The sequence below is a fragment of the Acinetobacter sp. NyZ410 genome, from assembly GCF_022828975.1.
Lineage (GTDB): Bacteria > Pseudomonadota > Gammaproteobacteria > Pseudomonadales > Moraxellaceae > Acinetobacter > Acinetobacter guillouiae.
The window spans coordinates 394,217-415,909 of sequence record NZ_CP094620.1; the positions used below are offsets into that span (position 1 = coordinate 394,217).

Annotated in this window: 23 protein-coding genes and 1 pseudogene; 11 read left to right on the top strand and 13 right to left on the bottom strand. The window is 37.9% G+C overall.

Going from position 1 to position 21,693, the window contains the following annotated elements; all coding sequences use genetic code 11:
• Nucleotides 1-52 precede the first annotated feature (52 nt).
• Nucleotides 53-424, top strand: coding sequence for a hypothetical protein (locus MTO68_RS01845; RefSeq protein ID WP_004818679.1), 372 nt, complete (start codon nt 53-55; stop codon nt 422-424).
• Between the two features lie 80 nt (nt 425-504).
• Here the strand turns inward: MTO68_RS01845 and MTO68_RS01850 are convergent, their stop codons facing one another.
• Nucleotides 505-1,368 (bottom strand): hypothetical protein, encoded by an 864-nt coding sequence (locus MTO68_RS01850; RefSeq protein ID WP_244014792.1) that lies wholly within the window; start codon nt 1,366-1,368, stop codon nt 505-507.
• 103 nt (nt 1,369-1,471) lie between these two features.
• On the opposite strand from MTO68_RS01850, the pseudogene MTO68_RS01855 reads away from it, so the two are divergent.
• Nucleotides 1,472-2,236: pseudogene (locus MTO68_RS01855) on the top strand (nucleotidyltransferase domain-containing protein).
• A gap of 31 nt (nt 2,237-2,267) precedes the next feature.
• Complete coding sequence (locus tag MTO68_RS01860; RefSeq protein ID WP_244014794.1) at nt 2,268-3,149, top strand: pirin family protein; 882 nt, start codon at nt 2,268-2,270, stop codon at nt 3,147-3,149.
• Between the two features lie 34 nt (nt 3,150-3,183).
• Here MTO68_RS01860 and MTO68_RS01865 read toward each other — a convergent pair whose 3' ends face one another.
• Nucleotides 3,184-3,576 (bottom strand): hypothetical protein, encoded by a 393-nt coding sequence (locus MTO68_RS01865; RefSeq protein WP_004718237.1) that lies wholly within the window; start codon nt 3,574-3,576, stop codon nt 3,184-3,186.
• A gap of 344 nt (nt 3,577-3,920) precedes the next feature.
• Here MTO68_RS01865 and MTO68_RS01870 point away from each other — a divergent pair, with 344 nt between their 5' ends.
• Nucleotides 3,921-5,162: an MFS transporter gene (locus MTO68_RS01870; protein ID WP_004818687.1), complete on the top strand. Its 1,242-nt coding sequence runs from the start codon at nt 3,921-3,923 to the stop codon at nt 5,160-5,162.
• A gap of 63 nt (nt 5,163-5,225) precedes the next feature.
• On the opposite strand, the gene MTO68_RS01875 is transcribed toward MTO68_RS01870, so the two are convergent.
• The 3 genes from MTO68_RS01875 to yccS all read right to left on the bottom strand — a co-directional run bounded on the left by MTO68_RS01875 (nt 5,226) and on the right by yccS (nt 8,411).
• A complete protein-coding gene (locus tag MTO68_RS01875; protein ID WP_244014795.1) occupies nt 5,226-5,513 on the bottom strand; it encodes a DUF3817 domain-containing protein in 288 nt (95 codons plus the stop codon).
• A 162-nt stretch (nt 5,514-5,675) separates the two neighbouring features.
• Nucleotides 5,676-6,230, bottom strand: coding sequence for a hypothetical protein (locus MTO68_RS01880; protein ID WP_244014798.1), 555 nt, complete (start codon nt 6,228-6,230; stop codon nt 5,676-5,678).
• A 30-nt stretch (nt 6,231-6,260) separates the two neighbouring features.
• Nucleotides 6,261-8,411 carry a YccS family putative transporter gene (gene yccS / locus MTO68_RS01885; protein ID WP_244014800.1) on the bottom strand — a complete coding sequence of 717 codons (2,151 nt, stop codon included), beginning with the start codon at nt 8,409-8,411 and terminating at the stop codon, nt 6,261-6,263.
• A gap of 184 nt (nt 8,412-8,595) precedes the next feature.
• Between yccS and MTO68_RS01890 the strand changes: the two genes are divergently transcribed.
• Nucleotides 8,596-9,819, top strand: a complete 1,224-nt coding sequence (locus MTO68_RS01890) for a DUF2252 family protein (RefSeq protein ID WP_004818695.1) — start codon at nt 8,596-8,598, stop codon at nt 9,817-9,819.
• 46 nt (nt 9,820-9,865) lie between these two features.
• On the opposite strand, the gene sodC is transcribed toward MTO68_RS01890, so the two are convergent.
• The 3 genes from sodC to MTO68_RS01905 form a co-directional block, all read right to left on the bottom strand.
• On the bottom strand, nt 9,866-10,420 hold the full coding sequence (gene sodC, locus MTO68_RS01895; RefSeq protein WP_004718225.1) for a superoxide dismutase family protein: 555 nt from the start codon (nt 10,418-10,420) through the stop codon (nt 9,866-9,868).
• A 287-nt stretch (nt 10,421-10,707) separates the two neighbouring features.
• Nucleotides 10,708-11,826, bottom strand: a complete 1,119-nt coding sequence (locus tag MTO68_RS01900) for an AI-2E family transporter (protein ID WP_004818697.1) — start codon at nt 11,824-11,826, stop codon at nt 10,708-10,710.
• Nucleotides 11,827-11,926: 100 nt separating this feature from the next.
• The gene (locus MTO68_RS01905) at nt 11,927-12,571 is read right to left on the bottom strand and encodes a ParA family protein (protein ID WP_004718222.1); all 645 of its coding nucleotides are present in this window, start codon (nt 12,569-12,571) and stop codon (nt 11,927-11,929) included.
• A gap of 129 nt (nt 12,572-12,700) precedes the next feature.
• Here MTO68_RS01905 and MTO68_RS01910 point away from each other — a divergent pair, with 129 nt between their 5' ends.
• A complete protein-coding gene (locus MTO68_RS01910) occupies nt 12,701-13,168 on the top strand; it encodes a Holliday junction resolvase-like protein (protein ID WP_034615380.1) in 468 nt (155 codons plus the stop codon).
• Between the two features lie 218 nt (nt 13,169-13,386).
• On the opposite strand, the gene MTO68_RS01915 is transcribed toward MTO68_RS01910, so the two are convergent.
• Nucleotides 13,387-14,010, bottom strand: a complete 624-nt coding sequence (locus tag MTO68_RS01915; protein WP_244014802.1) for a class I SAM-dependent methyltransferase — start codon at nt 14,008-14,010, stop codon at nt 13,387-13,389.
• 183 nt (nt 14,011-14,193) lie between these two features.
• Between MTO68_RS01915 and MTO68_RS01920 the strand changes: the two genes are divergently transcribed.
• Together MTO68_RS01920 and MTO68_RS01925 are read left to right on the top strand one after the other, a co-directional pair.
• A complete protein-coding gene (locus tag MTO68_RS01920) occupies nt 14,194-14,784 on the top strand; it encodes a hypothetical protein (protein ID WP_004818701.1) in 591 nt (196 codons plus the stop codon).
• Nucleotides 14,785-14,863: 79 nt separating this feature from the next.
• Entirely contained in the window at nt 14,864-15,271 is a 408-nt protein-coding gene (locus MTO68_RS01925; protein ID WP_004718213.1) for a protease inhibitor I42 family protein, read from the top strand.
• A gap of 94 nt (nt 15,272-15,365) precedes the next feature.
• Here the strand turns inward: MTO68_RS01925 and MTO68_RS01930 are convergent, their stop codons facing one another.
• Together MTO68_RS01930 and MTO68_RS01935 are read right to left on the bottom strand one after the other, a co-directional pair.
• The gene (locus MTO68_RS01930) at nt 15,366-15,923 is read right to left on the bottom strand and encodes a hypothetical protein (RefSeq protein ID WP_004818703.1); all 558 of its coding nucleotides are present in this window, start codon (nt 15,921-15,923) and stop codon (nt 15,366-15,368) included.
• A 29-nt stretch (nt 15,924-15,952) separates the two neighbouring features.
• A complete protein-coding gene (locus tag MTO68_RS01935; RefSeq protein ID WP_244014804.1) occupies nt 15,953-16,729 on the bottom strand; it encodes a class I SAM-dependent methyltransferase in 777 nt (258 codons plus the stop codon).
• 89 nt (nt 16,730-16,818) lie between these two features.
• Between MTO68_RS01935 and MTO68_RS01940 the strand changes: the two genes are divergently transcribed.
• Nucleotides 16,819-18,108 (top strand): hypothetical protein, encoded by a 1,290-nt coding sequence (locus MTO68_RS01940; RefSeq protein WP_244014806.1) that lies wholly within the window; start codon nt 16,819-16,821, stop codon nt 18,106-18,108.
• Between the two features lie 77 nt (nt 18,109-18,185).
• Here MTO68_RS01940 and MTO68_RS01945 read toward each other — a convergent pair whose 3' ends face one another.
• Together MTO68_RS01945 and MTO68_RS01950 are read right to left on the bottom strand one after the other, a co-directional pair.
• Nucleotides 18,186-18,629: a hypothetical protein gene (locus tag MTO68_RS01945; protein WP_244014808.1), complete on the bottom strand. Its 444-nt coding sequence runs from the start codon at nt 18,627-18,629 to the stop codon at nt 18,186-18,188.
• Between the two features lie 121 nt (nt 18,630-18,750).
• Nucleotides 18,751-19,854, bottom strand: coding sequence for a fatty acid desaturase (locus tag MTO68_RS01950; RefSeq protein WP_244014810.1), 1,104 nt, complete (start codon nt 19,852-19,854; stop codon nt 18,751-18,753).
• A gap of 83 nt (nt 19,855-19,937) precedes the next feature.
• Here MTO68_RS01950 and MTO68_RS01955 point away from each other — a divergent pair, with 83 nt between their 5' ends.
• Nucleotides 19,938-20,636, top strand: a complete 699-nt coding sequence (locus MTO68_RS01955; protein ID WP_004818708.1) for a TetR/AcrR family transcriptional regulator — start codon at nt 19,938-19,940, stop codon at nt 20,634-20,636.
• A 35-nt stretch (nt 20,637-20,671) separates the two neighbouring features.
• Complete coding sequence (locus tag MTO68_RS01960) at nt 20,672-21,628, top strand: 2-hydroxyacid dehydrogenase (protein WP_244014812.1); 957 nt, start codon at nt 20,672-20,674, stop codon at nt 21,626-21,628.
• The last annotated feature ends 65 nt before the right edge of the window (nt 21,629-21,693 follow it).

Genomic DNA, 21,693 nt, shown 5'->3' on the forward strand with positions numbered 1-21,693 from the left:
TTTAAAAAGCATAGCATCATTAGGCTATGCTTTTAGTTTTAGGGTGATCAGAATGAATCGTTTGAGTTTAATTTCAGTATTTTGTTTAGTGACTTTGTCTGGCTGTGCAACAACACAAAATTTAATGAATAAAGTGGGTGGTTCAGAGACACCATTAAGTCAGGTTTTAAATGAACGTCCTGATTTACGTAAGGATCTCGCGACTGTTGAGTTGCGTCAGTATTTTAATAGTGTGGAATCCCCCACTGTTGCCGAAGTGAAGTTGACTGAAACAGGCTTGATGGATGATTCAGTGCGCTCAATTCGTAGTGTGTATAGCTTTAAAAATATTGATGGTCAGTGGAAACGTATAGATATGCAAAAGGAATATCAGTGTTACCGTGGTAAGAACACCAAGACATTCCAAAAGGCAAAATGTCCTTGATATTTTTTTGATTTATGCTTGAAAAATAGATAGAAATGTTGGATAAAAACGTATCAGACTTGGTACGTTTGAATCTGTAACTAGAACGGTAAATCGTCAGGGATATATTTCTGTATTTGATTCTCAATAAAGAGTTCAATTTCACTAAATATGGAAACTTTATCCTCTGAAGATATCCCATTATCCCATTTAAGATTAAAGGAATTGCGAGAAAAAGATACTCGATCAAGATAATATTGATAATTATTAAATGTATCTTGAGAAATTTGAGTCATAATATTGAATGGTAGTTCTTCCTTTATTTTAATTACTGCGTATAAAGGAGAACTTGTTAAATTTTTAAACTGCTGAATGTTTTTATCATCTAAGTTCTCATTTATCTTGCTAACTTTATTTAGTAATTGTTCTAAAGCCTCTGTTGCACCAATAGTTTGATTATCAATTTTTGCGACTTCAAAATTCCCAAAGTGACTTAGAAATGTCTGAGGATTATCTGAAATAGATTTTTCATATGTAGCTTTAATCTTTTGAGATAAACTGGTAATAAAAGATTCAATAGTTTGGAATCTAAGATCTTTTCTATAGCCTAAATGTTCAATGTTTGAAGTATCAAAGGAGTAGCCTGTAAGGTCATCTTTAATAATAACAACTGGTTTATTAAATGCTAAACGCATTCCTAACTCAAACATTACGTTTGCATTTTTTCCACTTACATCGCAAACAATTATCGCGTCGTTGTAAATATTTTGGATAATAGACTTATGGATGATCGTAGCATCTTCTGAATCACTAACAATTCGAGGAATAAATCCAGCTCTTTCTATTGCTCTGTGAAGAATTGTTCTTATGTCAATCCAATGCCCTTCAGGATATTCTATACCCATAGCCGCAATTGGCATAATAATACCGCATACCAATTTTTCAGAAGTATTGTTATCAGCCATATTTTTTAATTTTAGGATAGTTTAGTAATATTTTTAATATAATACATAAGGTTATTTTCTTCAAACTTTAATAAAATATTAATTCTAATGAGGCTTGCATTAAATGAACATCCAACAAGAAATTCAACACTTATTCCAAAACCGAGATGAACATCCACTGTTTTATATCGAAAGCGGTAGTCGTTTATAGGGCATGGCAAGTCCAGACAGCGATTACGATGTACGTGGTTTCCATCTACCCTCCAAGGCACAATATTACGATTATCGCCAACACCGTGATTTAATCGAGATCATGGATGGCGACTTTGACTTCGTTTCATTCGACTTAAATAAAATGTTTGGGCTTTTGGCAAAAAGTAATCCGACTGTTTTAGAGTGGGTACGTGCACATATAGTCTATTTTAATCAATTTCCTGAATGGGAAAAATTTAGAGATGGCTTACTTGAACGAATAGACTATAAAGCGCTGTATTATCATTACTTGTCGCTGGCGAAAGGCGGTATGCATGTCATGCAAACCGCAGATAACTTTACCTATAAAAAAGTGTTTTATTCTATTCGTGGTCTGATGTCAGCAGAACTAGCAACACAGCAAATTATGCCTGAACTCCTGATTACGCAATTGTTTGATCAAATCGATGCTCATGATCCCTTACGGCATTGGGCAGAAGATTATTTAGAAATCAAAAAGCAGCAGAAAGAAAAAGCGCAATTACCTGTCGCGGAACAAGCGCAAATCTTACAACTGTTAGAAAATAAAATTGGGGACTTAAATCTAAGAGCGATTGAACCGACCAATGATATTGAAAAATTAAAGCAATATCTCACCGAATATAGCTTTAATTTAAAACAACATTTTTATGGCTAATGCTTTTACTCAATCAGAGAATAGTGACACTATGAAAACCCTTGCCTTTATTCATCGTAATGACACCCGTTTTGCGATAGGGGATTTTTATCCTGTACTTTCTGTATTTTCACACTATGAATTAGGCAATACCGTCTCTCCCTTTCTGTTATTGGATCATTTAGGACCTGGTGTTTTAAAACCGACCAATCTACGCAAAGGGGTGAGTGAGCATCCTCATCGTGGTTTTGAAACGGTTACCCTGATTTTTGCTGGTGAATTAGAACATCGTGATTCATCGGGTGGTGGCGGTATTGTTTCAGCGGGTGATGTGCAATGGATGACCGCAGCTTCAGGTGTGGAACACAAAGAGGTCTTTAGTGAGGCATTTTCAAAAACGGGTGGCTATTTTGAAATGGTACAACTGTGGGTGAATTTGCCTGCCAAAGATAAAATGAATCCACCACGTTACCAAAGCTTGCGAAAAGCCAATATTCCAGTGATTGAACTCCCGAATAGTGCTGGAACGGTACGGGTGATTGCTGGGAACTATCAAGGCAATCAAGGGCCAGCAAAAACGCATTCGCCACTTCAAGTTTTGGATATTGAAATCCAAGCAGGGCATAAGATCAGATTGCCCGCAGGCGTAGGAGAAACCACACTGGTCTATTTACGAACGGGTAAGGCTCAGTTTCAAGCTGAAGATGAAATATTTGAAGAGCAAGGGCTTGCTGTGATGTCGAGTTTGGAACAAGACTTTGAAATAATGGCATTGCAACAGTGTAAATTGTTGCTGCTTACAGGCAAACCGCTTCAAGAGCCAATCAATGGGCATGGGCCATTCGTCATGAACAACTATACTGAAATTCTTGAAGCATATGACGATATTAAACGTGGCACATTTATCAAATCAACAGTGCGCGATGATGAATAAAGCAAACTGTGAGAATTACAATTCGCTTTGATAATTAATTTATCGATTGTGGTTTGTTCTTGAGTGCAATCAAGCCTTTGATCAGCAATGCAATCCCGATACCCACACATAGTCCCATTAAGAACTTGCCAAATATACCCAAGCCTAATTCTTTATGGTTGGCGGAGCTAATCGCTTTCGCCGTATCTTCAGCCGAGGCGGTCGCATTGGCTTGACTATCCATTAATGCCACAAAGCCTGTATCTGTTTTACAGCTTCCTATGATAGTGCTTGAGTTTTCAGCATATTTATTTTGAACCAATTGTTCACATCGCGCCTGATCTTCAGCACTAATTTTAGGTGCAGAACTGATAAAATAAAGTCCTCCACCCACCAACAATAAAATCACGCCAATAATGATCAGCGATATTGGGTTTTTATTTTTCATTTAAATTATTTATATCCGCTTATACAGCATTTAGAGTAGCTTAAGAATAATAAATGTTCAACTTTCACTGGAAATTTGTCTGTGTTAGACTAGTAAAACTTAACCCTGTGTGTACCTCTGTGAGCTTTCTCATAGATTGGGTTAAGTTATAAATCTCACAAATATAGTTTCAGCAATTACTTTACCTATTGAATTAGACACCTTGTGAATACGGTGTTGAACTGCCTTTATTCAACGTAAATTCCACAATTTAATATTTATATTTCAGTGCTTGTCATTGGGCGAACGCTTATCTTTAAAAAGTAGTGTGAGCGATGCAAGCCAATAAAGATATGTAGAAAATAATGCAAAATTTAGTGCAAAAAGAACAAACTGCAAGTTTGAGTCGCGCTACGCTTATGTTTCCATTGGCGTTGGTGTTATTTGAATTTTCAGTTTATATCGGTAATGATTTGGTTCAGCCCGCGATGCTCGCAATCACCAAAGAATTTGGTGTGAGTAGTGCATGGGCACCATCATCTATGTCATTTTATCTTCTCGGCGGGGCATGCGTCGCAGGGATACTCGGACCTTTGTCTGACCGATTAGGACGTAAGAAAGTTTTATTGTCAGGTGTTGCATTCTTTGTCATCACCTGTTTATTAATTTTACTCACCCACAATATTGAAAGTTTTCTTGTTTTAAGATTCTTGCAAGGTTTTGGTTTATCTGTGATCGCAGCAGTGGGTTATGCCGCGATTCAAGAAACCTTTGAAGAGCGTGATGCCATTAAAGTCATGGCACTGATGGCAAATATTTCTTTGCTTGCCCCTTTGATTGGCCCTGTTGTCGGCGCATTCCTCATCGATCATGTGTCATGGCACTGGGGATTTATTGCGATTGCCTTTTTAGCTTTTCTGAGTTGGTTTGGTCTAAAAGCCAAGATGCCAGCACGTACAAGCAGTATTCCCAAAAAACCGTTGAGTTATATTTGGGATGATTATATGCAAGTCTTGAAAAATAAGACGTTTATGGGCATGACCCTCGGTTTGCCGATGGTGGCGATGCCTTTGATGCTATGGATCGCATTGTCTCCAGTGATGTTGGTTGAAGAACTGGGGCTCAGCAGTATGCAATATGGTCTGGCACAATTCCCTGTATTGGGTGGATTGATTCTAGGTAATATTGTGTTGATTAAAGTGATTGATCGTTTGCCACTGGGTAAAACAGTTTTAATTGGTTTACCTTTGATGCTGTTAGGTACCGCAATTGTGGTGGTCGGGATCATTTGGCGCGAATATTTTCTTCATTGCGTTATTTTAGGCATGACCTTAGTCAGCTTTGGTGAAGGAATTAGTTTTTCAGTGCTTTATCGTTTTGCGTTAATGTCATCTGAAGTTTCTAAAGGCACTGTCGCTGCTGCTGTTTCGGTGTTGATGATGTTCACGTTCTTCTTTGTGATTGAACTGATTCGAATTCTGTATGAGCATTTCCATCTCTGGGCTTATGCGTTGTCATGTTTTGCGTTAATTGCTTTGTGGTTCACTATTCCACGTGGACTATTAAAAACAATTATGCAGCAACGTAAAGTAAATGGTGAGTTTTAAGCTCACTTGAGTTTCCCTCTCCTTGTAAAAGGGGAGGGAGCTTTGCTTCTTAAATAAAATAGGTTAAGGCTGTTGCAATGCTTTTAATTTATGATCAAAAACAAAAGGCCCAAAAGGTAAAATTGAAGCAATTAAACCTAGAATAAACATATGAACGGACCACTTCTGTTTTCCACAGACAATCAATAACACTGCAAGAAAAGCAAGAAATAACACGCCATGTCCCATGCCAATATATTTCACATAAATAGGCATATCCCAAATATATTTCAAAGGCATCGCAATAAAGAGAAGAAGGAGAAAGGAAATGCCTTCAAGAAAACCAACAATACGTAAAGATTTGATATTCATGGTCACTTAGTCAAATGAGAATGAAGCTTGAGTCTAACCGAATTATCTAAACGATTTGAAAAAAATAGTAAATAAAATCGATTCATTTAAATAGATTGAAGATCGTTCTGGAGAATAAGCTTTTAGTCTCCAGACCAGATATAGCCCAATATTTAAGATCGATTATTGTAAAGCTTTGATTGCAGCGTCCTGCTGTTGCTGTTCAAATGCAGTGATATACACACACCCGATATAGGTTTTATGTTCACCTTGATCTACAACGGGATTCGATTCAGCCAAAGTCAGTTTACGCAAAGATTTTTCGGTTTCTTTGGTCTCAAGATCTGTTTTTACAACTTTCTCTCCTGAAAAATACGGCATATCTTTAAAGAACGGGTTTTGCGTGATTTGAAACTTTTTAGCGAGGTCTTTGGTATTTGCATGTTTTAAAACAGCCAACATTCCACCAGAAACCAAACTGATTTGATCTGTAGTTTGACCGAATACTGTAATCGGGACTTTACTGACATAGCTATATTCTTCACCTTGTTTGATCCAGCCATTCTTTTTCAGATCATCCTCAAATTCAAAACCTAAATCATAATAATTTTTCAGTGTCTTTTTACACTCTAAAAATTGCTGTAAGTCTTGATTAAATTGAGAATCTGCAAAAGCACTGGGCGCAGCACTGATGGTCAATGCAGAGAATAAAAACGTTAGGCAATGTCTAAGTTTCATGTGAAGCCTCTAAATGTCTGGTCATTCTTACTATTTAATTTCTAATCGAAGTAAGGTTGTTTTTAGTTTTAACAACTCAGGTAAGGTTTCCAATAATAAACTGATTTGTTTGAGCACCAAAAGTAAATTATCTGACAAATTTTCTTGATCACTGATGTGCTGAATTTCAGTGAGCTTTGTTTCAATTAAGGCTTCATTTACAGCGGTTTGGTTAAGCAAAACATCAGTTAAGGTATGTTTGCACCATAACATTAAGTCTAAAATCTGCTGATCATGTACATGTTCACGATGGCTACCTAAAGCTGAAACATAACTGAGCTGGCTATGGCTATAGACCAAGTATCGAAAGGCATTGTGAATTAAATCCGGATTTGGATTGGGTTCAGCACTTAAACTGGAAATCATCGTGGATAATTCAATCTGTGCATTATGTGCTGCTCGGCGTGCTTTACGATAATCAATACTGTTGGTGCGGCCTTGTTGATATTGTTCAACAACCGCATCGAAATAGTCTAAGGTTGCTTTACTGCTTTTCCGGATATTGTTAGAAATATCACGGAAGTTCCAGTCTGGCCAAATAAAACTGACCGCAAACCATGCGATTAAACATCCCAAGAGGGTGTCGATAATACGCGGTAAAATAATGGCATAGCCTGCGCCTTTTAAATTAAAAATTAACAAGACCATAAGCGTTGCCATTAAAGTCGCCATGGCATATTTTTTTGAGCGTAGGTAGAAAAAGTACACCCCAAAAATAATGGTGAGGAGCAATTGGCCTTCAATACTGGGGACAAAGTATAAAATCGGAATACCCAAAAGTACCCCTAATACAGTGCCTAGCGTGCGTAGTTTTAAACGGCTTTTAGTCGCAAAATAACTGATTTGGCATACAAATAAACTGGTGAGTAAAATCCAATAGCCGTTTTTGGCAAAGGGCAATAGCGAAATGGTATAGCCCACAGCAAACACAAACGCGATACGCATGGCATGGCGAAATAATGCAGAATTTGGGGTTAAATGTTGTTTAATCTTGAGCCAAAGGTCTGGTAGATCATGGATATCATCATCCAATAAATTGAGATTATCTCGATGTTGGCTATAACTTTGTTGATAATTACGTTGTTCAATACTCAGGTTAACAAATTGATCTTGCACATTTTTCAGATTGTTTAATACCAACAGTAAATTTTTTACTTCTAAATTATGTGGATTGTGTTGAATCCATTCCTGCATTGAGTTTTCTAAATGGGCTAAAGCAATATTGTTGTCTGTATGCGTTTGAAAGATTTGGCGCTTTAAAATTGCCTCGGCAAGTTGCTGGCAATTACGCGCCTGCAAACGAACATTCTTCTGAATACGATAAATTAAATCTGTGCGACTAAAGTTTTGATGAATCTTTTCATAGTGCAAATAATTAGACGTAACTTGTTCATGAATATCTTGGGCCAGAAAATATAAATTAAGCCAGTAAATGGTGTTTTTATTGGCACGAGAGGCTTTTAATCGGGTCAGTAATGAGGCTTTGGTTTGGTTTAAGTTTTGTACCAACTGACTGTTTTGCAAAGAAAGATCATATAAAAGTTGCTCAACATTGTCGACATTATCAGGATCAAACAGTTTTGCTTTTGACATCAACAGCTCAGAAAGAAGATTAAAGCTATTGGATAAGTTGTCTTGTACAGCCTGTGTCGGTTTCAGTAGATAGAAAATGATAGAGGTCACGCCATACCATAATGTGCCCATGACAAAATAACTGGGCTGTTGATACCACTCAGTATATTCACCCAAGCCAAACATGGTATAGATTGACAAGAGCACGGTACCAAATGAAATGGTGGCGTAGCGTTGCCCCAATGCCCCCATTAAGATAAAAGCTGCGCTGGACAGAGATAAGTAAATTAAAAATAAAAGTTTATAGGGATGTAAAAAATCTAAAATGCTGCTGACTGTAAAAAATAGCACACAAACCAAGCCAAGATTTCTTAAACGGATACTCAGTCGGTCATCAAAATCTGTGAGTGCTGTTGCAATTGCACCAAGCGTAATTGGAACAATGAGCTGTTCATAACCTAGAAAATACAGTCCAAGCGTTGTTCCAGTTAAAACAATCAAAATCTGTAGGCAATAAATCAAAGTTGAATTTGATTTTATATTTTGAAAGATTTGCTGATAACTATTCACAGTGTCAATTCAGTGGCTTGGGCGTTTCAATATTTTACTCGTTTCTGAAAAGGTGACACGATTTATTGCATATAGAAATGTAAAAAATAAACGGTAATATTCAACATTTTGTATACAGTTTAACCCTTACTTAAATGCTTAAAAAAACTCAGAATAAGCGATCAAATACTTAAAAATAGTAAAAATGTCAAACCAGCAAAACACTGAAATAAAACAACCTCGTTATCGCAATGCTGAATTAACAGAACGCCGTAATTTAAAAATGGCGGGTTCGATCCATGCCTATGTACGTGGCAATACGGCCAAATATTATGATTGGTTGAAGCAAGCTGAAATAAGTTCGATCCCACAGGGGCCTGCGATTTGGATTTGTGGAGATTGTCATACTGGGAATTTGGGCCCTGTTGCCAATGCTGAGGGTAAAATTGATATTGAAATTCGCGACCTAGATCAAACTGTGATTGGTAATCCTGCCAATGATGTTATCCGTTTAGGGTTATCCTTAGCCACAGCTGTGCGTAGTTCAGATTTACCTGGTGTGGTCACCGCGCAGATGATTGAAGCGTTGTATGCAGGTTATGTACATGCCTTAGCCGACAATGGTCGAGGGATTGATAAATTACAGCGACCAGTACTTGTGCATAGTGCGATGCAAAAAGCACTTAAGCGAACCTGGAAAAATTTAGCAAGAGAGCGTTTAGAAGGTTTAACGCCTGAAATAACCTTGGGGAAGAAATTTTGGCCCTTATTAAAAAAAGAACATCTCGAAATTCATCGTGTTTTTAATCAGCCTGATATTCAAGACTTGGTCACAATGATTGGTCAGCGTGATCAATCTGCTCAATTGAAAGTCATCGATTCAGCATATTGGGTTAAAGGGTGCAGTTCTTTAGGCTTATTGCGCTATATCGTACTGATGGATTCATCGAATCATATTGTCAGAGATGGCAAAGGCCTGTGTTTAATGGATCTGAAAGAAGCCACAACAGCACTTGCACCACGTTATTCAAATACACCGATGCCAAAAGACAATGCAGCAAGAATTGTTGAAGGCGCAAGACATTTATCGCCATTTTTAGGGGAGCGGATGCGAGCAAGTAAGTTTTTAGATACTTCGGTTTTTATTCGAGAGTTATTGCCACAAGATTTAAAACTCGAAATAGAAGGGGTCAATGAAGTTGAAGCCAAAGACTTAGCTTTCTATTTGGCTTTTGTGGTTGGTCGTGCACATGCTCGACAGATGGATGATGTAGTACGCAATGCTTGGGTAAAAGAGCTAAAACGTAATCAATCTAAAACTATTGATGCACCATTTTGGCTATGGCGTAGTATTGTCGAATTGATGAGTGTACATGAGGCAGGTTATTTGGAACATTGCCGCCGTTATGCGCTTTCGCATCTAAAATAAACACGATGTGGATAAGCGCATACTTATCCACAATGAATGATTTAAATTATTGAATCACACCACAGGCAATACGATCCCCACCACCACCCAGTGGTTTTGGATGGTCTGAATAATTATCGCCACCCGCATGAATCATAATAGCTAAGCCTTGAATATCGGCCAGTTTTAGACGTGGTGCAATTAATGTTGTTTTGGCATTACCATTTGAATCTACATTAAGTACAGGTAAATCGCCCATATGCCCATCATTCGGAGTGCCATGACCAGTTTTTTGTGGATTGAAATGACCACCCGCAGCTAAAGCCGCGCCCATTTTTCCGTCTTTTTCAGCGGGGGCACATGAGCCTTTTTCATGAATATGGAAACCATGATAACCAGAAGGTAATTGGCTAAGTTGGGTGTTGATGGTTAAACCATTTGGAGAATCTTGCAAGCTCACTGTACCAATTTTTGCACCAATGCCTTGTGCAGAGACCGCATGCATATCCACTGTTTGTAGTGGTGTTTTAAGCTTAGGTTTGACCGTTGTTGTACTACATGCCGCTGTAAAAAGTGCGATACATGTACAAAGTATAGAAGTTTTAAAGAAAGTAGATGTCATCGAACGCATCCAAAGTATTTGATTATGATTAGTCACTATTCAAACAAAGCACGGCTTGATAAACAATGTGAATTAAATGTCTGATTGTATGAATTTATTTAACAGTAAATTTGATTGGCATTGATTATGCTGACTAAAAATAAATAAACAAAATAATCAGCAAAATAATTACGCAGAATATCTGCGATATAAGATCGCTATACAAGGTATATTCGCCAATTAAAGCTTATTGGCGAATATACGATTTACCCATATTGAAATTTTAATTGTCACTTGCCTGGATTGGGCTAAGGTTTTGTGGGCTGATCATCATCAATGTCATAGGCCATCGTGGCATCTGGCATTAGGATTTCTGGCTCAGTGGTTTCATGTAACCACTCACGCCAAATGGCCAAAAGAATTGCAAGAATGACAGGACCAATAAACAGTCCAACCAGCCCAAAACTTGCCAATCCACCAAGTACACCAAACATGATCAACAAGAACGGAATCTTGGTTGCACCTGAAATAACCAAAGGTCGAATCACATTATCAGCAGTACTGACAATACAAACACCCCAAGCCATTACACCGATTGCTTCCATGGTTTGACCTTGTGAAAACAGCCATAATGAAACTGCACCATAAGCAACAGGAGGGCCAAATGGAATCAGTGCCATCAAGAAAGTCACAATGGTGAGTACCATTGGATTTGGAACACCCGCAACAAAATAACTTACACCAGCAAGAAATGCTTGAGCAACCGCAGTTAAACCAACACCATAAACCACAGCACGGGTTGTTTCAGAAATGGTGTCAAGATAATGGTGAATACGTGGGCCAATTAACATTTGTAAGGCTTTACTGACTTGTTCCAAAATGGTTTGACCATCTCGATAGAAGAAGAATAAAGACATGATTGCAAAACCTAGCTTAACCAGATTTTTGGTAATTTCGTTCAAGACGAATTTACCATAGTTCATATGGCCTTGAATCCACAGACCAATGGTTTGCGAAAGGCTGGTAGGATCAGCATTAATTTCACGTACAGTACGGCTGACTTCTTTGCCAATGATGGGAAGTTCACGGATAAAGTCTGGAACAGTCAAATGACCTGAAGATAATTGGCGTTGTAGGTCGAAATAAAGATTTCGTCCTTCATGTTGTAAAATAAAAATGGCAAAAGTCAGTGGAATTCCAACCACCAAAACCACCAGCGTAATCATCAGTGATGCACTGAGGGTTGGTCGATTCGAACCAAACATTCTTAATATGCGTTTGTACATTGGCCAAGTCATATAGGCAATAATACATGCCCATAACACAGGTACAATGAAGTATTTGAGAATATCGTAACCTAAAAAAATAAGGATAAACAATAATCCAAACAATAAGATACGTTGTAAGTTCGAAGTGAAATCTTGCACGAATTACTCTAAAAATTGTGAGTGATTGACTCAATATTAACTGAAAAATAAAGTGTGGCAAATTTTAACCGTACTTTATCTGATCTTTCTTGAATTGGTTTTAGAACCAATCGCTTGGATCGTCTATTAAAGCATCAAGTAAGGGTTGCCATTGTTCTTGAATGGTTAAAAAGTTCTTTTGGGTTTTATCAAAAACGTTTAAACCTTGCATCGCCAATTGGCTATAGGCAGTACGTTCGGATATCCATGCAACAGGTTTTTGTTCGATTTTATCAAAGAATTGCTGAATATCTTTCGAGCTTGAGCTGTTGGCTTTCATTCGATTGGCAACCAGATATACAGAAACTTTGCCTTTACGGATTTTTTTAATGTCTTGGATGTGTTTAAGGAAACGTCGGGTACTGTCGATATCAAAAAATGAGGGTTGTAGCGGAGTGACTACAGCATGGCATTCACTAATCAATTGCTCAGCATGTTCACCAGTTAAAGCACCTGGTGCATCAATCACTAAATAATCTAAGTTTTTAGGTGCATCTCCAATTGATTTTTCATGACGCCAATCCAGACTTTGAATTGTTGCTGCAGTGTCAGGACGTTGCTTTAACCATTGCAGTGCAGATTTTTGTCCATCTGCATCAGCCAAGGCCACTTTATAGCCTTTTTGTGCAAGCGCCGTCGCTAATGTTATTGCTGTAATCGTTTTCCCACAACCGCCTTTTAAATTTGCAACAAGTATTGTTTTCATGATTGATCAATTAAGTCTGTAAGCTAACCTTCACCTTACTTTAGCATTAATTTTTAGCATATAGGTTATACATGACAAAACTTTAGTAGTTGTTTACATTGTGCAAGATATCGAGTTAAAGGAAAAAGCATGTCCATCTGGATGGCGATGTTAATTGGTGCATGTATTGGCATCGTTTTAACCACAATCGTGTTATCAAGTACGCGTAATGGCAAAATCAAAGCAGAGTATGAGCAATATATTGCTGAGTTGGAATTGGAGCATCAGCAGACTTTAGCAAGCGCGCAAAAGCGTAGTGTAAATACCAGTCGTGCTGTGTTGAAAGGCAAGATGGCGGAACAACTGGCACCAATCATGCCTGAGTTTCGTTATTTACCCAGTGATGCCAAGTTCTTAGGGGATCCTATTGATTATGTCGTGTTTGATGGTTATACCGATTTTCGAGATGGTGAAGGTTTGGCTGAAGATATTGAAGTGGTGCTGATTGATATTAAGAGTGGTGGGGCACGTTTGACCAAAGGGCAACAAGCGATTGCTCAAGCAATTCAAGATGGGCGAGTCCGCTTTGAAACGATTCGGATTGATTTTGAAGATTAGAAGGTTGAAGTGTTGTTGCATCGAGTGTGTAGATTTTTAGCCTAAATCAAAAAGCAAGGTCCTTTTCGACTTTGCTTTAGATCAAGTGAAAAGGACACTGTTTTCAAATTGTGGGTGAAAGTCGAAACGATCTTGTTTTTAACGGGGGATTGAGTGAGGTTAAAATTTCTCTATCAAGTTTTCTATTAAATTTATCTATTCTCTTCAATGGCGAAAGCTTAGAGCTTGTGTGCTCTGGCCATAAACATACGTCGTCCAATTTTTGGCAGATCCTCAGCATCAAAATAATATTTTTCAGAAAACTTAAAATTGGCGTTTAAAAGTTCAAGTTCGATATTACGGTTTAAGTGACATCCATCGGCAATAACTTTTTGTATAGGTGTTAAAAGATCTTGCAGTTTTTTTAAAGTGTTATTGTCATGATATTGAACGTGTTCAATTAGATGTAGTGTCCCTTGAGGCTTTAAAACACGATAAATTTCTTGAATGGCTTTTTCTAAATTGGCAATGCTACACATGGTCCATGTACTGACGATATTTTCGACTGAATGATCTGCAAAAGGCAGCTTTTCTGCGCTGGCTTGAATGTGTTGTACATGAAAGGGCGCATCAAATACCCGTTTTTGAGCAAGTTGATAGACATCTCGGTTTGGCTCAAGCGCATAAACTTGATCAACCTCTTGGTAAAATGGCAGGTTTAAACCTGTACCAAAACCGATTTCTAAGACTTCACCTCGAACTTTTCCAAGTAATTCTGCACGTCCATCCATCATGCTGGGTGTTTGCATCACTTGATTGAGCAAATGCGGGAAAATACGTTGTTGGTAAAATTTATAAATCATCATTGTATGCAATTATAGGAATATAAGCTAAATTCTAACCAAAGCCTGCTTTGAATATAAGACAAAAATAGGACGAAATCTCTGTATTTTGTTACCGAAACTCGATTTTTATTTTAAGTTTTTATATTAATACTAGGATTATAGATTTTGTACAATTTTTAAGTGTGGTTTGAGGAGCATGATATGAGTAAAAAGTTAATCTGTGCAGCGTTGATGGCACTGAGTGCTTTTCAGGTCTATGCCTTTCAATCTACTGATTCTTCTAAAGTTTCAAAAGCCAACCCAGCATTTAATATTGCCAATGGTTTAGCACCAATCGACCAACATCAGAAAATTTCCGTTTTGGAACCTTTTCATGGTGAATTTCGGATCCTCGGTTCAAAAGAATATAAGGATGATGAGCAAGCAAAATTTTCTCCAATTGATTATGCGGTAACTCGCGGTTTATTTACTGAGCCTGAAATTGCCCGTCAGATTTCGATCAATCAATATGATCGTTTTTTAAATTGGAAAATGGCTCGACCACCAATTCCTGCTCAATTGGCAACTCAATTGGTCAGTAATATGCATATTATTCCCGCTAACCCTGAAATTGCTCAACAAATCAAACAGGTAAAGCGTGGTGATTTAGTTCGTTTAACTGGTGATTTGGTTCAAGTGAATGATAAAGATTTGGTGTGGAAATCTGCTTTGGATTGGAATGGTGTCGGTGATGGAGCGTGTAAACTGATTCGGGTGAATTCTATTCAGTGGTTGGAAAAGCAAAATATCTAAATTCAAATTGAGCCACATCAGAGAAGATGATAAGGTTTGCTATAATTTTAGCCAGTTTGAATCATAAAGAGTGTGATAAATGAAAGGTTTAGTGGGTTTTACTTTGTTGGTTTGCAGTTTGGGCTTAGTCGCTTGTCAAAGTTCAAGTCCTACAGTGGAAGGTAAAACACATGAGTATACATTGAAACAAAAGTGCCCAACTTTGATGGATATGAAAGTGGGTGAAGTGCTTGTATTCAATGCACCTGAAAATCCAAGCACAGGTTATCAATGGCAGTTATTACAACCACTTAAAATATTTAAAACAGAAGAAACCTATTTGCAAAATGATAATGAAGAGGGAGCAGTGGGTGTCGGTGGTACCAAGACTTTCCGTTTTAAAGCTGAAAAACCAGGACAAGATTATATTGAATTGGTGCACGTTCGTTCATGGGAATCTTCAAAACAACCTGATCAACAATGGCGTTGTCGTATTCGGGTTTCTTAGGATTTCACTTTAATTGTACTGGTTCAAACATGATCAGCGATTCTTCTCTTGTGCCATTTGATCTGGCACAAGAGAAGATTAAAGCATTAGTTTTTTATTTTTTATCGGTCAATTGTTTCCAGTGATCAAGTTGCTCATCAGCGCTTAACATTTCCCCCATACCTTTGACTGCATCACTTGGATTTTTCAGTTCACCATCTGCAGATTGCTTTTTCTCATCATAGACTTTGGCTTGATTTTCCCAATATTGATAGCGTAACCCTTGAATATAGCGTCCTTGTTCGGTTTTTAGATCCAGTTGTTTAAGCATATTCAGCGCAGATTCAATGCCATCACGTTTGAGCTGACGATCTATTTCTTCGGTAAGAGTGCCATCTGTTGCACGTTTTTTTAGGTCAGCTTCTAAAGCATTATTATTTTCGGTAAATTTCTGATCATATTCTTCAAGTAATGCGATATCGTGAGCATCGTCGGGTGTACTTGGAAAGCTTTTAATCGGTTTGGTTTTCAATTGATCCATGATCTCTTGAGAGGCATCTTTCGGTTCAGATGAATTGTTTTGCTGTGGGCTATCTTTAGGAGAACATGCTGCCATGAAAACGACGGATGTAAGTAAACCTGAAAGGAGTAAAGGGCGAAGTATTAAATTCATGATAAACATTCCTCATTAAAGCGTTTCGATTAGCGCAGTTTCCTAAAGTTATAAACATAGGTGACATAAGGGAAGTCTATTTCATCTTGCGCATGTTTACCCGTATATTCCAAGACAATATGTTCGAATTTGTGTTTCAGCGCGAGTTGCTGTTGTTCTGGCATCGCTGCAATAAAACTGGTGGATAATAAGCGCTTGCTGACCACATTTTCCACGGTTCCAGTTTGTACTTGTGAAAAGACTTTGGCTGTTTCAAGTTGGAATAAAAATTGATTTTCAAACGCCAATTTCCATTGCCCACTATGGTAACGTGGTGTGTCTCCTTCGATCGTTGCGAGCAGATCTGCCAATGCTTTAACCCAATCTATCGTCTCATCGCGCTGGTTCCAGACCAAACCAAGATGACCCTCAGGTTTTAAAATGTGGTGAATTTCATTCAAGGTTTCAATATTGGCAAACCAGTGAAATGACTGCGCGCACAAAACAGCATCAATACTTTCAGATTCTAACGGAATTTGATCACTCTTTGCTTGAAGCGTTAGTACATCAGGATGTACTATTTTCAATTGTTCCAACATTTCTGTGACGGGCTCGACAGCAATAATATTGGGCGTTGCTTGTTTGAGGTAAGGGAGAAATTTTCCAGTACCTGCGCCTAAGTCAACAACGCTTGAATCTGGGCCAAGGGCTAAATCTTCTTTTAACCATTTGACCACGTCTTGTGGATAATTGGGTCTGACTTGTTGATAAAGTTCAGCAGCAGTACTGAAGCCTTTTTGAGCAGCAGGATGTAGGGAATGTGTCATATTTTGCGCTTTTTTATCTGACTAGACTCTATAAAATATGACACTTGAAGCAATCAATAGGCAAGTGCCTATTTATTTAATTTCAGCCAATGATAGAGCTAGTGCTCGGTGTGCGAATGGATAAGCAAATAATTTTTGAAGATGATCATATTAGAGCAATCTATTTACAAGGCGATTCTGACACTTTAGTCCTGTCATTTGGTGACTTGATTTCTAGAGCTAAGGGACTTTCCATCAATGCTGAAAAGTCTTTGATGAAATATAACTATGCCGTGGTCGGGATTATGCCAAAACAGAAGTCTTGGTTTCCTGCCTCAAGCATGGCTGCATTGTTAGAGCATCTAGATCCCATTTTAAAACAATTTAAAAATATCGTGGGTTATGGCGGTTCGATGGGTGGCTATGCGGCAATCAAATATGCCAAAGCTTTAAAAATGAATCGTGTTGTTGCCATGGTTCCGCAATATTCAATCGATCCTTTAGAGGTTGAGGACAAGCGTTATACAGATTTCTATAATGCTGAATTAAATGCGGATATGCGTATTCAGGAACAAGATATCGTTGCAGACTGTGAATACATCATTGTTTATGACCCTTATTTTGAAAATGATAAAGAACATTATTTAAAAATTAAGCCATTGATCCCTCAATTGCATACGTTACATTTACCGTATACTGGTCATGATGCGATTGCAGTTTTAGCCAACTCTGCGTTACTACATGATTTTATTGAACGTGAATACGATCAAACTTATTTTTATAAGCAGATTCGTGAAGTAAAGAAAAACAGCAAATTTTATTATCGAAGTGTGATTGCTCACTTATTGGGGACACATAACGAAGCTTTGGGTAAAATTCTAAAAGGTACAGATATCCAACTGGATAGTACTTTCTTTGATGCCAGTTTAAAGCAGACCATTACGCGTATTTTATTGACCAATAAACGAGTAGATGAGCAAGATTTGCAGAAACTGGGTATTCAAGTCAATTTTGCTTTTGAAGATAAAACGCAGCTACAAGACAGTTTTGGCAATATTTTAGTATTTAACGTGATCACGCAAAAGCTAGAAAGTTATGATCAACAAGTGATTGATGTGAATGGAAAATACATTATTCCATTGCATGTTGAAAACAATGGTTTGGCACAAGTCGAGATCAAAAAGCAGACCTATTTGATTTGTATGAATGATCGCCGTGTAACCAAATTATTTAAGCAAGATGAAGCGTTATCTTTGGATATGAATCCAATTGTAATTAAAAAAACCACTGACTTTTATGTATTGACCTATAAAAACTTTTATATGAGTTGCGATATTCAAGGTTTGGTGAGTTTTGATGATGAAAGCTTAAATGAGTTTTGCCACTTTAAGGTTGCTTAAAGTCAGCGGTTGAGCTGAAACACCATTTGGTGTCTAACGATTTCACATTTGAGCTATTTAAATAGACAGATACAGCTTTAGTTACATTGCTTTAAATAGGCGATTGGAAATAAAGCGGTATATTTTTTAAATTCATTTTGAACGTCTAAATCACTGACTTTATAGACTTCGCTGGAATGTTGATAAACATCAGTCACTGCTGCCAGAGAACCTTCTTCACCGTCTTTATAATGATAGCGGAAGGTTTTTTGCGTGGCATGGAGCAGTTTTTGCTTCATGGGTGGTTGATGAAGGAAGGTATAATTAAACACACGATTTTCCATTTCCAAATAATATCGAGCTTGAATACGGCAACCCTGATTTAATTTAATCAGTTTAAATTCATTTCCCTCAGAACTTCTAAACTCAGCTTCGTCTAAGTTATTTATTGATTGTAAAACATATACTTTTGCATAGACTGGCGAATATAAGCTAAAACCAAGCAGAGCGAGCATAAGTGACGGATAAGCTGTCCAATTCATTGTAAGGTCTTTTTGTTGATTGTTTAACTCACTATAAGGCGTAATCAGGTGTTTTAAAATATAAAAGATCCATGCCAGAGGTCTCTATCAACTCATAAGACGAAGATACCAGTTATCAAGTTTAGAACCTACGATTCGCTCGTTTAAACGTCCCAAAGTCATTAAAACGGACCCCATTTTCTTGCATCACTGGATAGCAGTCTTGAGCAATGGCTTGACGAATATAAAATGGATCACGTACAACAAAATGGTGAATGGCATGTGTGCCAGCAAAATTAAAACAAAAGGCCTGTAAAGGTTTCATCCGCCAATCTGTCCAAACCTGACATTGCTGAACGATATTGCCATCTTCAACATCGCCATAATAATGCATATTGGAACTGGTAAAATGTAGACTTAAGGTGCGTAAGAAGTTTGGTGCTGCAATGCTAACGGCATAAAACTTTGTAGTTTTGTCTGCAAGTCTCCATAAGCTATTTTTAGGTTGCGCTATGCCTGTGGCTTTCATTGCTAATTTGGCAGCATTGATCAATAAGAAACCATGCCATAGGGCATAATGAATATGTCCAAAGGGTGCATAACTCGCAGAAAGCTTTGCTTTTAATTTGAGTTTATCTGCTTGGGATAAATGCTTTTGCGCATGAATATAACGTTTGGTGGTTTTCATCATGGTGATGGGGCGTAAATAGATCGCCAGCATATTGTCACCAGTCATCAGCAAGCGTTTTAAGCCCCATTGATCACCATTGTTAATCCCACGTTCTTCTAAATCTGTTTTAGTACCCGATGATTTGTGATGATGTAAATGTACCTCGCGACGTATCCACGGGTTCACGGTACTTGGACGAAAGGCATAAACGGCTGCCAACATGGCATCATTGATTTTTTTGTTTTTACGGTAATACATTTGGTGAATAAGATCATGCTCTAGTTCATGTAAGAGCGACATCCAAAATGCAGAAAGCGGAATTGCCACATACCAAGGCATTTTCCCACGAGTGTATTGTGTTATATTGAAAATAATCCCTGTTACAGCTGTTGCAAGGATGGTTAGACCAATTTGGTCTTGGTGCTGAACCAGCCAAGGATGACGTTCACGTAATTGATTTCCCGCTTCCAAAATTGTTTTTCGAATTCGGTGGCTACGTTGTTCATCTTCTGGATCAGCAAAAAGTTTAGTTTTGCTTTGTATGGACATTTGTACATCGGAAAGGGGTAAATTCATCTTCGGTTTCCTCTATATTTTTGTAGTACGACAAGGAAGTTTTTTAAAACCAACATTTGTTGGTTTTTATGAGAGATTATCTGATGATTAAAATAACGTCAACGTCAGTTTTAAAAAAAATGACGAAAAAGGTGAGCCAACCAAAACAAGAACGTTCCCAAAAAAGAATGGATAAGATGCTGGCAACCACGCAAGAGTTACTGTTATCCATTGGAATTGAAAAGATTTCGATTCCTGAAATTGCCAATGCATCTGGCGTTCCGCGGACCAGTATTTATCAATTCTTTCCGACGAAATACGATATTTTTCGTCATATTGCACTGACGCATTTAAATGATTTAGTCAAACAACTCGGACAGGCTGCTGTTCGAGTGTTGACGGAAAATCCAAATGCAGCCATAGAAGTATACGGACAGCTACTCTCTGAAAGTATGATTCGTACCACTGCCAAATATTTTAATGAATCTGAAACGGCAAGCTTGTTGATTTTAAGTGGACCTTTTACCCGGCAAGCTTATTTGGAATACCAAATAGAATTAAAAAAGGTCAGCCATGGCGTCCGAAAAGCACTTGAAATGATTAACGTCGATGAATATGTACCACAGGAGCCAGATACATTGACGATTTTAATGGAATTGGTTTTTACTTGTATGAAGCATGGTTATTACAACGAAAGCTATATTTCTGAAGCCATTATTCAAGAGGCCTACCGTATGACCAATGCATACTTATTGGCTTTAAAGAATAATTCTTTTGGTTTTCCAGAAGCGTCTGCTTCGTAAGTGTAAAACTAGCTCTCTATCATTAAGGAAAAGCAATGAAAGCTGTATTTTTAGATTATGAATCTTTAGATAAACAGGATTTGGATTTTAGTCAGTTAAGCGCAGCTTTTGATGACTTAATACTTTATCCATCGACCACAGCAGAACAAGTTCTAGCGCGGATTCAAGATGTAGACGTGGTGATCAGCAATAAAGTGATTGTGAATGCTGAGGCGATGGAACAATGTAAAAATTTAAAATTGATTTTGATTTCGGCCACGGGGACCAACAATATTGATTTAGATTTTGCACGATCCAAAGGTATTGTGGTGTGTAATTGTCAGGGCTATGGCACTTCTGCAGTTGCACAACATACGCTGACGTTAATGTTGGCATTAGCGACATCTTTACTTAAATATGAGCATGCAGTTAAACAAGGCGAATGGAACAAGTCGCCAATTTTCTGCTTACTGGATTTTCCAATTATCGAACTATCTGGAAAAACCCTTGGCATCATTGGTTATGGTGAGCTTGGTCAAGCGGTTGCCAAGTTGGCAGAAGCTTTTGAGATGAAAATTTTGGTCGCATCATTACCCAATCGACCAACGCATAAGGATCGAACACCTTTTGCCGAATTGCTTACTCAAGTCGATTTTCTTTCTTTGCATTGTCCTCTAACAGCGGAAACACGTGATTTAATTGATGCTCAAGCCTTTGATAAAATGAAAAAATCTGCATTTTTAATCAATTGTGCCCGTGGTGGTATCGTTAATGAACAGGCTTTGGCCGATGCATTAAGACAAGGCAAAATTGCAGGTGCGGCAACAGATGTACTTTCTGTTGAACCACCGACACAAGGTAATGTTTTACTTGCAGATGATATTCCAAACCTGATTATCACACCGCATAGTGCGTGGGGCAGTGTTGATGCACGTCAACGTATTGTGAATCAAATGCTTGAAAATGTTGAGGCATTTAAGCAGGGTAAAGCGATTCGTCAGGTGAATGGCTAAAGAGCCGAGTGAAAAAGCACAATGAAAAAGGCATATTTAAAAAAAACACCGTTAAATAGCTATAT

Excerpts from the sequence above, each read along its gene's own strand:
- MTO68_RS01845 (WP_004818679.1), top strand. The coding sequence starts at position 53 with ATGAATCGTTTGAGTTTAATTTCAGTATTTTGTTTAGTGACTTTGTCT.
- MTO68_RS01850 (WP_244014792.1), bottom strand. The coding sequence starts at position 1,368 with ATGGCTGATAACAATACTTCTGAAAAATTGGTATGCGGTATTATTATG.
- MTO68_RS01860 (WP_244014794.1), top strand. The coding sequence starts at position 2,268 with ATGAAAACCCTTGCCTTTATTCATCGTAATGACACCCGTTTTGCGATA.
- MTO68_RS01865 (WP_004718237.1), bottom strand. The coding sequence starts at position 3,576 with ATGAAAAATAAAAACCCAATATCGCTGATCATTATTGGCGTGATTTTA.
- MTO68_RS01870 (WP_004818687.1), top strand. The coding sequence starts at position 3,921 with ATGCAAAATTTAGTGCAAAAAGAACAAACTGCAAGTTTGAGTCGCGCT.
- MTO68_RS01875 (WP_244014795.1), bottom strand. The coding sequence starts at position 5,513 with ATGAATATCAAATCTTTACGTATTGTTGGTTTTCTTGAAGGCATTTCC.
- MTO68_RS01880 (WP_244014798.1), bottom strand. The coding sequence starts at position 6,230 with ATGAAACTTAGACATTGCCTAACGTTTTTATTCTCTGCATTGACCATC.
- MTO68_RS01890 (WP_004818695.1), top strand. The coding sequence starts at position 8,596 with ATGTCAAACCAGCAAAACACTGAAATAAAACAACCTCGTTATCGCAAT.
- sodC (WP_004718225.1), bottom strand. The coding sequence starts at position 10,420 with ATGACATCTACTTTCTTTAAAACTTCTATACTTTGTACATGTATCGCA.
- MTO68_RS01905 (WP_004718222.1), bottom strand. The coding sequence starts at position 12,571 with ATGAAAACAATACTTGTTGCAAATTTAAAAGGCGGTTGTGGGAAAACG.
- MTO68_RS01910 (WP_034615380.1), top strand. The coding sequence starts at position 12,701 with ATGTCCATCTGGATGGCGATGTTAATTGGTGCATGTATTGGCATCGTT.
- MTO68_RS01915 (WP_244014802.1), bottom strand. The coding sequence starts at position 14,010 with ATGATTTATAAATTTTACCAACAACGTATTTTCCCGCATTTGCTCAAT.
- MTO68_RS01920 (WP_004818701.1), top strand. The coding sequence starts at position 14,194 with ATGAGTAAAAAGTTAATCTGTGCAGCGTTGATGGCACTGAGTGCTTTT.
- MTO68_RS01925 (WP_004718213.1), top strand. The coding sequence starts at position 14,864 with ATGAAAGGTTTAGTGGGTTTTACTTTGTTGGTTTGCAGTTTGGGCTTA.
- MTO68_RS01930 (WP_004818703.1), bottom strand. The coding sequence starts at position 15,923 with ATGAATTTAATACTTCGCCCTTTACTCCTTTCAGGTTTACTTACATCC.
- MTO68_RS01935 (WP_244014804.1), bottom strand. The coding sequence starts at position 16,729 with ATGACACATTCCCTACATCCTGCTGCTCAAAAAGGCTTCAGTACTGCT.
- MTO68_RS01940 (WP_244014806.1), top strand. The coding sequence starts at position 16,819 with ATGATAGAGCTAGTGCTCGGTGTGCGAATGGATAAGCAAATAATTTTT.
- MTO68_RS01945 (WP_244014808.1), bottom strand. The coding sequence starts at position 18,629 with ATGAATTGGACAGCTTATCCGTCACTTATGCTCGCTCTGCTTGGTTTT.
- MTO68_RS01950 (WP_244014810.1), bottom strand. The coding sequence starts at position 19,854 with ATGAATTTACCCCTTTCCGATGTACAAATGTCCATACAAAGCAAAACT.
- MTO68_RS01955 (WP_004818708.1), top strand. The coding sequence starts at position 19,938 with ATGATTAAAATAACGTCAACGTCAGTTTTAAAAAAAATGACGAAAAAG.
- MTO68_RS01960 (WP_244014812.1), top strand. The coding sequence starts at position 20,672 with ATGAAAGCTGTATTTTTAGATTATGAATCTTTAGATAAACAGGATTTG.